We start from the raw sequence: 7,559 nt of genomic DNA on the forward strand, positions 1-7,559 counted from the left end.
AGTGTGCTAACGCCAGGAATCGCATGCGTTTCCTGGCGTTGGTTTCTGCCTTGGCGAGGGCCAAGAAATCGATTGGATCGGACATACTGAGTACAGTGAAACCAGAATAGAGCAATTAGATCACATCTTTAATCTGATTGGTATCAACCTGCCGGGCTCCCTGCTGCAAAACAGCGCCTTTCTCATCTGGCTGGATCACCAGTTGCAAAAAGACCCCGACATCGGGGCCAACCTGGTGTTCGAGCTCGACGAGGAGCACCTGGAGCGCAACCTGACCGGGTCCAGGCGGCTGTTCGAGCTGCTCAGGCGCCACGGCAGCCGCTCGGCCATCTGCAACTTCGGCAAGGGGATCGGCTCCTTCAGCCTGTTTCGCGAGCTCAAACCCGACTACATCAAGCTGGACCCCGGTCTCATCACCGAGCTGGAGCAGGATCTCACCAATCAGCAGTTCGTGCGGATGATCGTCGACGTCTCCCATCGCATGGGCTGCCTGGTGATCGCGGAAGGGGTGGAACAGATAGGCCAGAAGCAGATGCTGCAGAGCATGTATGTGGACGGCTTGCAGGGCTACCTCATCGCCCGACCCCAAGAGCTGGGGCCGGAGATCGGTCAGATGGGGATCTTCACGGAGACGGTTTCAGCTTCAACAGGGTCAGAATGATGTCGTTGAGCTGGCGATAACGCTCCAGCTCCTTCTGATCGTAACGGGTCGCCAGCATGGTCGGGTTGTGGCGATGCTTGAGGTAGCGGTTGATCTGCAGGCGGTTGAACCCGGCCACCTTGTAGATCTGGCCGAGCAGGGCATTGAGCTCGTCATCCGCCAGCCCGGCCCGGGTCAGGTAATCGGGTTGGGACGGGCTCTCCTGGCGGGCCGTGACCTTCTCCAGCTGGCCACGCTCCTGCAAATAGGTGAGCCACTGCTCCACGTAGAGCGGCTTGCAGCCCCCCAGTAGATTGAAGTACCCCACGGCATCGCAGCGGCACCCGCTCAGCAGCACCAGGGCCAGCTCGTCGCTGTCACACTGAAAGCTCACCGGGCCGCTCTGGCTCCAGTCCAGCGCCTGTACCTGGATCCTCCCCTGCGCCCCCGCCTTCGTGGTCACGTCAAAGACAAACATGGCACCTCCCGATCGGCAAAGGGTTGATGATGACCCATCCCCGGGACGGGTGCAAAGGCAAATCACCTTTTCATGGCCCATGGCGGCCATAAAAAAACCGGCCCCCCGAAGGGGGCCGGTTCATCACAATCCGGCAGGTCGGCTGACTCAGGCGTCCAGTTCCACCAGCGCCTTGGCCAGCTCGATGGGCTCGAGCTCCTGACCTTCCAGATCGGCGTTCCAGTTCGGGCCGACCAGCACGTCATCCTCGTCCAGATCGTTGATCCAGATGTCCAGGAACTCTTCGAGCTCGATCACTTCCGGCTCGTAATCCGCCCACTCGTCCACGCAGTGCAGGCGGGCATCTCCTTCGGCGGACCAGAGCGGCATCACGTCCGCATCTTCGAACTCGGCGGAGCGGCACACCACCCAGTCTTCACCGTAGCGCAGACCCCACACCTGACCCGACTCGCGGACTTCTTCGATGAACAGCTGGAAATTGGCGTCAAGATTGTCAGTTAGTTTGCTCATGGGGTCTCTCTCTTGCAAAGCAATGGCAGGCTGTCGGCCAGGGCTGGCCGAGAATGGGGCAGATGGTGTCCCAAAAGCCCCCCAGACTCAAGCCTTATCCCGAAAAAGCGGGGATAAAGGCCGTCAGATGCGATATTTCGCCACCAGGGCCCCCAGCTCGTCGCAGGCCAGCGCCAGTTGCCCGGATGCCTGCTCGGTCAGCCGGTTCTGGGCCAGGGCATCCGCCGCCAGCTGGGTGATGGCCACCAGCCGCTGGTTGATCTCCTCCGCCGCCCGGCTCTGCTCCGCCGCCGCCGTGGCAATCTGCCCATTCATGGCAGTAATGGTGTGGACGGATCCATCGATGGCATTGATGGCGACATCCGCATCGCCGGCCCTGTCCGCCGTCGCGCGGGAGAGCTGCTGCAACTGGCTGATGCCGCTGACCACCTTGCCGGCCCCCTCCTGCAGCCGCTGGATCATCTGCCGGATCTCGTCGGTGGAGCTGTGGGTGCGGGTCGCCAGGGTACGCACCTCATCGGCGACCACCGCAAAGCCGCGCCCCTGCTCCCCGGCCCGTGCCGCTTCAATGGCGGCGTTGAGGGCCAGCAGGTTGGTCTGCTCCGCTACCCCGCGAATGACGTCGAGCACGGAGCCAATCTGCTGAGTCTCCTGCTCAAGGCGGCTCACCGCCTGTACCGTCTCCACCATCTCGTCCGCCAACTGGCTGATGGACTCCCGGGTCTGGACCACCACCTCGCGGCCATGCTGGGCCAGATTGAGGGCCGAATCCGCCGCGTCGGCGGCCTGGGCCGCGTGCTGGCCCACTTCGCGGCTGCTCACCGTCATCTGCTCCATGGCGCTGGCCACCCGCAGGGTATCCTGCTCCTGGCCGGTGACGATGGCGCCGGTACGCTCCACCACCTCGGCCAGCTGGTGGGCATGCACCCGGTTCTGATCCGCTATCTGCTGGCTGCGGGCCACCAGCTGCGCCATCTGGCTGGCGAAGAGGTTGAAGTTGATGCTGAGCTGGCTCAGCTCGTCACGCCCCGACTCCGGCAGACGTACCCGCAGATCCCCCTCCCCCCTGGCGATGTTGCCAAGGGCCGAGACCGAGCGGGAGAGGGGCACGACGATGCTGCGCACAATGAGGCCGACCACGGCAAACAGCAGGAGGGCCAGCACCAGCCCGATCCCCAGCAGGGTGTGCAGCACCTCCCGGTACTGGGCCTCGACGTCGTCCACATAGACGCCGGTGCCGATGATCCAGTCCCAGGGGGCGAAGCGCTTGATGTAGGAGATCTTGCGTACCGGTTCGTCCACCCCCGGCTTGGGCCAGTAGTAGGCCACCTCCCCCGCGCCCTGGGCCCGGGCCAGATCGGCGAAGGCGACGAACAGCCTGAGCCCCTGCTTGTCCTCCACCCCGGAGAGATCCTTGCCGTCCAGCTCGGGTTTCATGGGGTGCATCACCATGGTGGGGTGGCTGTCGTTGATCCAGAAGTAGTCATCGTTGCCGTAACGCAACCCCTTGATCAGCGCCAGCGCCTCGGCCTTGGCGCTCGCCTCGTCCAGCTCCCCCTTGCGCACCCTGGCTTCCAGCCCCGCCACCAGGCTGTAGGCGGTCTCCACCTGGGCCTGGGTCTGGCGGCTCTTCTCACCCATCAGCCCCTGCTGATAGATCTGCAGGCAGAAGAACAGCAGCAGTCCCAGCAGCGCCAGCACCATCAGGGTCACCAGCGACAGACGCCGACCGATACTCCATTGTCTCAACATACCCTCGCCCCGCAGCAGCTACATATCCTTAACACAAGGTATGCCGCCGCGACGCGGGCTGTCCACGATGTCAGCAAAAGCGATGCCAAAAACATGATCCAGCCCCAAAAACAAGAAAGGGTGCCCAGTGGCACCCTTTCTCGTGGTCGACAGGAAGAGGTATCACCGCTCCCAGTACACCTCTTCCAGGCTGTCTTCCTTCTCCGGCAACCCGCGGGAGAGGCGCGGGCTGCTCTGGGCCAGCACCTCGTAGCTCACCCGGTTGGCGTACTTGCACACCTGGGCCAGAGAGGAGTAGGTCAGGAATTCCGAGAGATGCTTGGCGGAGTTCGGCACGTTCATGCGGTGGTAGGCGTTCGCCACCATGTCGTGCAGCACGGCGGACAGCGCCCCGTCCCCTGCCCCGTTGGTGTTCTTGATCTTCTCCGGGCCGCCCATGTAGGGGGAGATGTGGGAGTAGATACGCGCAGGCTTGCGGCACTTGTCCCGGGCCATGGGACGGCTGAACTCGTACATGTTGAACTCGGGGATGACGCCGGGCAGCAGGGTGTGGGTGGTCTCGCGCTTGTAGTCCTCGTCGGTGTAACTCGCCATGTAGAGCCCCACCGGACCTGCGGTGCAGAGCACCATGTCCGCCCAGTCCAGCGCCTTGTCGGCCGCGCCGAGGGGATCCTTTATCCCGGTCAGGGCCTCCGCCTCGTCCTCGTTCATGGCGAGCACAGTCACGTTCTCGCTGATGAAATCGCGCCACCACTGGGGATTCTCGTCGATGACGAAGCGGGTGCCCAGGGTCAGCACCACGGGCACCCCGGCCTCGCGGGCATAGCGCACCGCGGCCATGGCGGCCTCCTTCATGGGCGTGCCGTCGGCGCCGCGCACCAGGTAGGCGGTGATCACCAGGGCCGAGGCCTCCTTGATGATGGTCTCGGGGATGTGGTCCACATCCAGGTGATCCATCTTGCCGGCGTTGATGCCAAAGCTGCGCTCTCCCCCTTCGGTGATGAAGGTGAAGCAGCGCCCGACCGGGCCGTCCACCGGCTGCAGGTAGTCGAGGTTGACCCGGGAGGAGGTGTTGCACAGATAGCGGTAGGCATAGCTGCCGATGCGGATGTCCTGGCTCATGACGCCAAGCAGGATGGAGTGGGAGTCCGCCAGCACGGAGTAGTTGTGCATGGTGTTGCCGATGGTGCCGCCGGCAAATTCGCTCACCACCATGTTGTTGGCCTTGAGCTCGTCGTAGACCAGCTCCGCCACCTCGTCGGAGATGAGCATGGAGTGGCCCTTGCTCAGGCCGTACCGGTTCAGGAAGTCTTCGTCCACATGGGCTTCGATATCCACCAGAGTCTGATCGATGCCCACTACATAGGCCTTGCCCAGTTCGGTGAGCTGGGAGTTCTGCGGGATCAGGGGATCACGTCTGTCGACCGGGAAGTAGTGTTTGGACTTGCGCTGACCGGGAAATTTCATGGCAATCTTCTGTGCTCTGGGGAAAAGAGGGGCGGGATTTTAACACAATCCACCACGCCGAAAAGTCGCACGATTGAATTTTGAGGTCAGTATAGACAAGGGTTTGCGAGGAAAACGTTTGACTTGTCTGCCACAAAAAACCACCCCGTGGCGGGGTGGTGTTGCGGGATGACATTCAGCTTGCCGAGAGCCCCTGCACCAGGCCCAGCACCGAGAAAATCCCCAGCGACAGCCAGAAGAAGAGGGTGCCGAAGAGGCGCGGCATGTTGGGAGCCCTGGGGATCTGGATGCCGATGGCATGCAGGATGCGACCCACCAGCAGCAGCACACCGCCCAGGTGCAACCAGAGCGCCCCGACCCCCGCCAGTTCGCACAGGGCCATCAGCAGCAGGGTGAGGGGCACGTACTCGGCAAAGTTGCCGTGGGCGCGGATCGCGGCCAGCATCTCGGGGGCTTCCCCCTCCCCTATCATCACCCTGAACTGGGCGCGGCGCTTGACCACCCAGAAGGAGAGCAGCAGAAACAAGAGCCCGAGCAGGCCGGCGTAAATCAGCGTGATATGCATCATCAGGACACTCCTTTATCGTTGAATCCGAACGTCCGCCACGTCGGGCACCGGATGAGAACGGTCATCATGCCAGCTCGCGACAGATGAGGGAAACCATCATTCGGATATGGGCCTGATCGCTGTTGAGGGCTGGGATGTATTCAAACTGCTCGCCACCGGCGGCCATGAAGATCTCCCGGTTCTGCACCTGGATCTCCTCCAGGGTCTCGAGGCAATCCGCCGAGAAGGCCGGGCAGATGACATCGAGCCGCTTGACGCCGCGAGAGGGCAATTCGCCCACGGTCAGGTCCGTGTAGGGCTTGAGCCACTCCTCCTTGCCAAAGCGGGACTGGAAGCTCGCGGTCCACTGCTCCGGGGCCAGCCCCAGCGCCTCCGCCAGCAGGGCGGCGGTGCGCCTGCACTGATGACCATAAGGATCCCCTTCCCGCTCGTAGCGCTCGGGAATGCCGTGGAAGGACATCAGCAGATGCTCCCCCTGGCCGTGCTGCTCCCAGTGGCGACGCACGCTCATGGCCAGCGCCTGGATGTACTCCGGGTGGGCATGGTAATCGCGGATGAGCCGCACCACCGGCAGATTGCGCTCGGTTTTCATCGCCCTGGCCCAGGCGTCGAACACCGAGGCGGTGGTACTGACCGAATACTGGGGATAGAGCGGCAGCAGGATCACCCGGTTGACCCCCTGGGCCTTGAGGGCCTGCCAGCCATCGGCCAGCGACGGGGCGCCATAGGTCATGGCGAGCGCCACCGGCACCTCGACCCCTTCCCGCTTGAGCTCGTGCTCCAGGGCCGCGCGCTGCTGCTGGCTGATGACCATCAGGGGGGAGCCCTGCTCGGTCCATACCTGCTGATAGAGCTTGGCCACCTTGGGGGAGCGGGTCGGCAGGATGATGAAGTGAAGCAGGGGGCACCAGAGGTAGCGCGGCAGGTCGACGACCCGCTGATCGTGCAGAAACTGGCTGAGAAACGCCTTGACCGCCGCCGTGGTCGGCGCGGCCGGGGTACCCAGATTGACCAGCAAGATCCCGGTTTTCGTGGTCACGTTAGCATCCTGTCGTTCTGTGTCGTGGGAATGGAATGCAAGAAAGGGCCCGGTATGGACCCTTTTCTCACTCTCGTAGCCAGCCGGCGAACGGCTGCGTCCTGCCGGCCCTGAATGGCTTAACCGAGAATGGCGGCCAGTTGCTGGCTGACCAGATCCACCGGCTGGGTGCCGTCGATCTTGACGTAACGGGTGTTGCCCGCTTCCGCTTCCTTGCCGTAGAAACCGATGAGCGGCGCGGTCTGCTGATGGTAGACATCCAGACGCTTGCGCACTGTGGTCTCTTCGTCGTCGGCACGGATCACCAGATCCTCGCCGGTCACGTCATCCTTGCCTTCCACTTTCGGCGGGTTGAACACCACGTGGTAGGTACGGCCGGAGCCGGAGTGCACGCGGCGGCCGCTCATGCGCTTGACGATCTCTTCGTCCGGCACGTCGAATTCCAGCACGAAGTCCACGGTCACACCGGCATCCTTCATGGCTTGCGCCTGGGGAATGGTGCGGGGGAAGCCGTCCAGCAGGAAGCCGTTGGCGCAATCCGGTTGCGCGATGCGTTCTTTGACCAGGCCGATGATGATGTCGTCGGAGACGAGCTGACCTGCGTCCATCACGGCTTTGGCCTTGAGGCCCAGCTCGGTACCCGCCTTGATCGCCGCACGCAGCATGTCGCCGGTGGAGATCTGCGGAATACCGTGTTTTTCCATGATGAACTGAGCCTGGGTACCCTTGCCGGCGCCCGGAGCTCCCAACAGAACAATGCGCATACACGCTCCTAGTTGATTGGTTATTCAATTCTTGAGAAGGCAAAAAACTACACGTTTTCGCCCGTATTAACAAGCTCGCCCCGTGTGAGTGGCCAGATTATCACCACACTCCCGCCCCGTCTCTGCGACCAAAGACGCAGACGACGACCACTAAAAATGATTGAAAATGCAGCAACGCACCAGAGGGGAACGGCCAAAAAAAAGGTTCTTCGCGGGATCTTGGGGAAGTGGAAGTTGACAGACAGGGTGCTGGTAAACTGGCTGTCTCCAAACACACCACCACCATCACCCTGCTGTCGCCGTGCATCATATTGATATTGCCTCCTTCTGGCCAGGTTATA

At 62.6% G+C, this 7,559-nt stretch carries 9 protein-coding genes; 1 reads left to right on the forward strand and 8 read right to left on the reverse strand.

Going from position 1 to position 7,559, the window contains the following annotated elements; all coding sequences use genetic code 11:
- Window positions 1-76 precede the first annotated feature (76 nt).
- Window positions 77-661, forward strand: a complete 585-nt coding sequence (locus tag J9889_RS17770; protein ID WP_349237016.1) for an EAL domain-containing protein — start codon at window positions 77-79, stop codon at window positions 659-661.
- On the opposite strand, the gene J9889_RS17775 is transcribed toward J9889_RS17770, so the two are convergent.
- The 8 genes from J9889_RS17775 to J9889_RS17810 all read right to left on the reverse strand — a co-directional run.
- Complete coding sequence (locus J9889_RS17775) at window positions 624-1,118, reverse strand: hypothetical protein (RefSeq protein ID WP_010674428.1); 495 nt, start codon at window positions 1,116-1,118, stop codon at window positions 624-626. The genes J9889_RS17770 and J9889_RS17775 overlap by 38 nt on opposite strands.
- A 147-nt stretch (window positions 1,119-1,265) precedes the next feature.
- A complete protein-coding gene (locus J9889_RS17780; RefSeq protein ID WP_010674427.1) occupies window positions 1,266-1,628 on the reverse strand; it encodes a DUF2750 domain-containing protein in 363 nt (120 codons plus the stop codon).
- A 123-nt stretch (window positions 1,629-1,751) separates the two neighbouring features.
- Window positions 1,752-3,380 (reverse strand): methyl-accepting chemotaxis protein, encoded by a 1,629-nt coding sequence (locus tag J9889_RS17785; RefSeq protein ID WP_039038910.1) that lies wholly within the window; start codon window positions 3,378-3,380, stop codon window positions 1,752-1,754.
- Window positions 3,381-3,542: 162 nt separating this feature from the next.
- A complete protein-coding gene (locus J9889_RS17790; protein ID WP_052815269.1) occupies window positions 3,543-4,847 on the reverse strand; it encodes an inosine/guanosine kinase in 1,305 nt (434 codons plus the stop codon).
- Window positions 4,848-5,022: 175 nt separating this feature from the next.
- Window positions 5,023-5,415 (reverse strand): MAPEG family protein, encoded by a 393-nt coding sequence (locus tag J9889_RS17795; protein ID WP_052815270.1) that lies wholly within the window; start codon window positions 5,413-5,415, stop codon window positions 5,023-5,025.
- A 64-nt stretch (window positions 5,416-5,479) separates the two neighbouring features.
- Window positions 5,480-6,454: a ferrochelatase gene (gene hemH, locus J9889_RS17800; RefSeq protein WP_042017278.1), complete on the reverse strand. Its 975-nt coding sequence runs from the start codon at window positions 6,452-6,454 to the stop codon at window positions 5,480-5,482.
- A 119-nt stretch (window positions 6,455-6,573) separates the two neighbouring features.
- Window positions 6,574-7,218, reverse strand: a complete 645-nt coding sequence (gene adk, locus J9889_RS17805) for an adenylate kinase (protein ID WP_010674422.1) — start codon at window positions 7,216-7,218, stop codon at window positions 6,574-6,576.
- Window positions 7,219-7,318: 100 nt separating this feature from the next.
- The coding region (locus J9889_RS17810; RefSeq protein WP_210557560.1) for a hypothetical protein at window positions 7,319-7,559 on the reverse strand (241 nt) is incomplete at its 5' end.

The sequence above is a fragment of the Aeromonas sp. PrichA-15 genome, assembly GCF_017939245.1.
Classification (GTDB): domain Bacteria; phylum Pseudomonadota; class Gammaproteobacteria; order Enterobacterales; family Aeromonadaceae; genus Aeromonas; species Aeromonas caviae.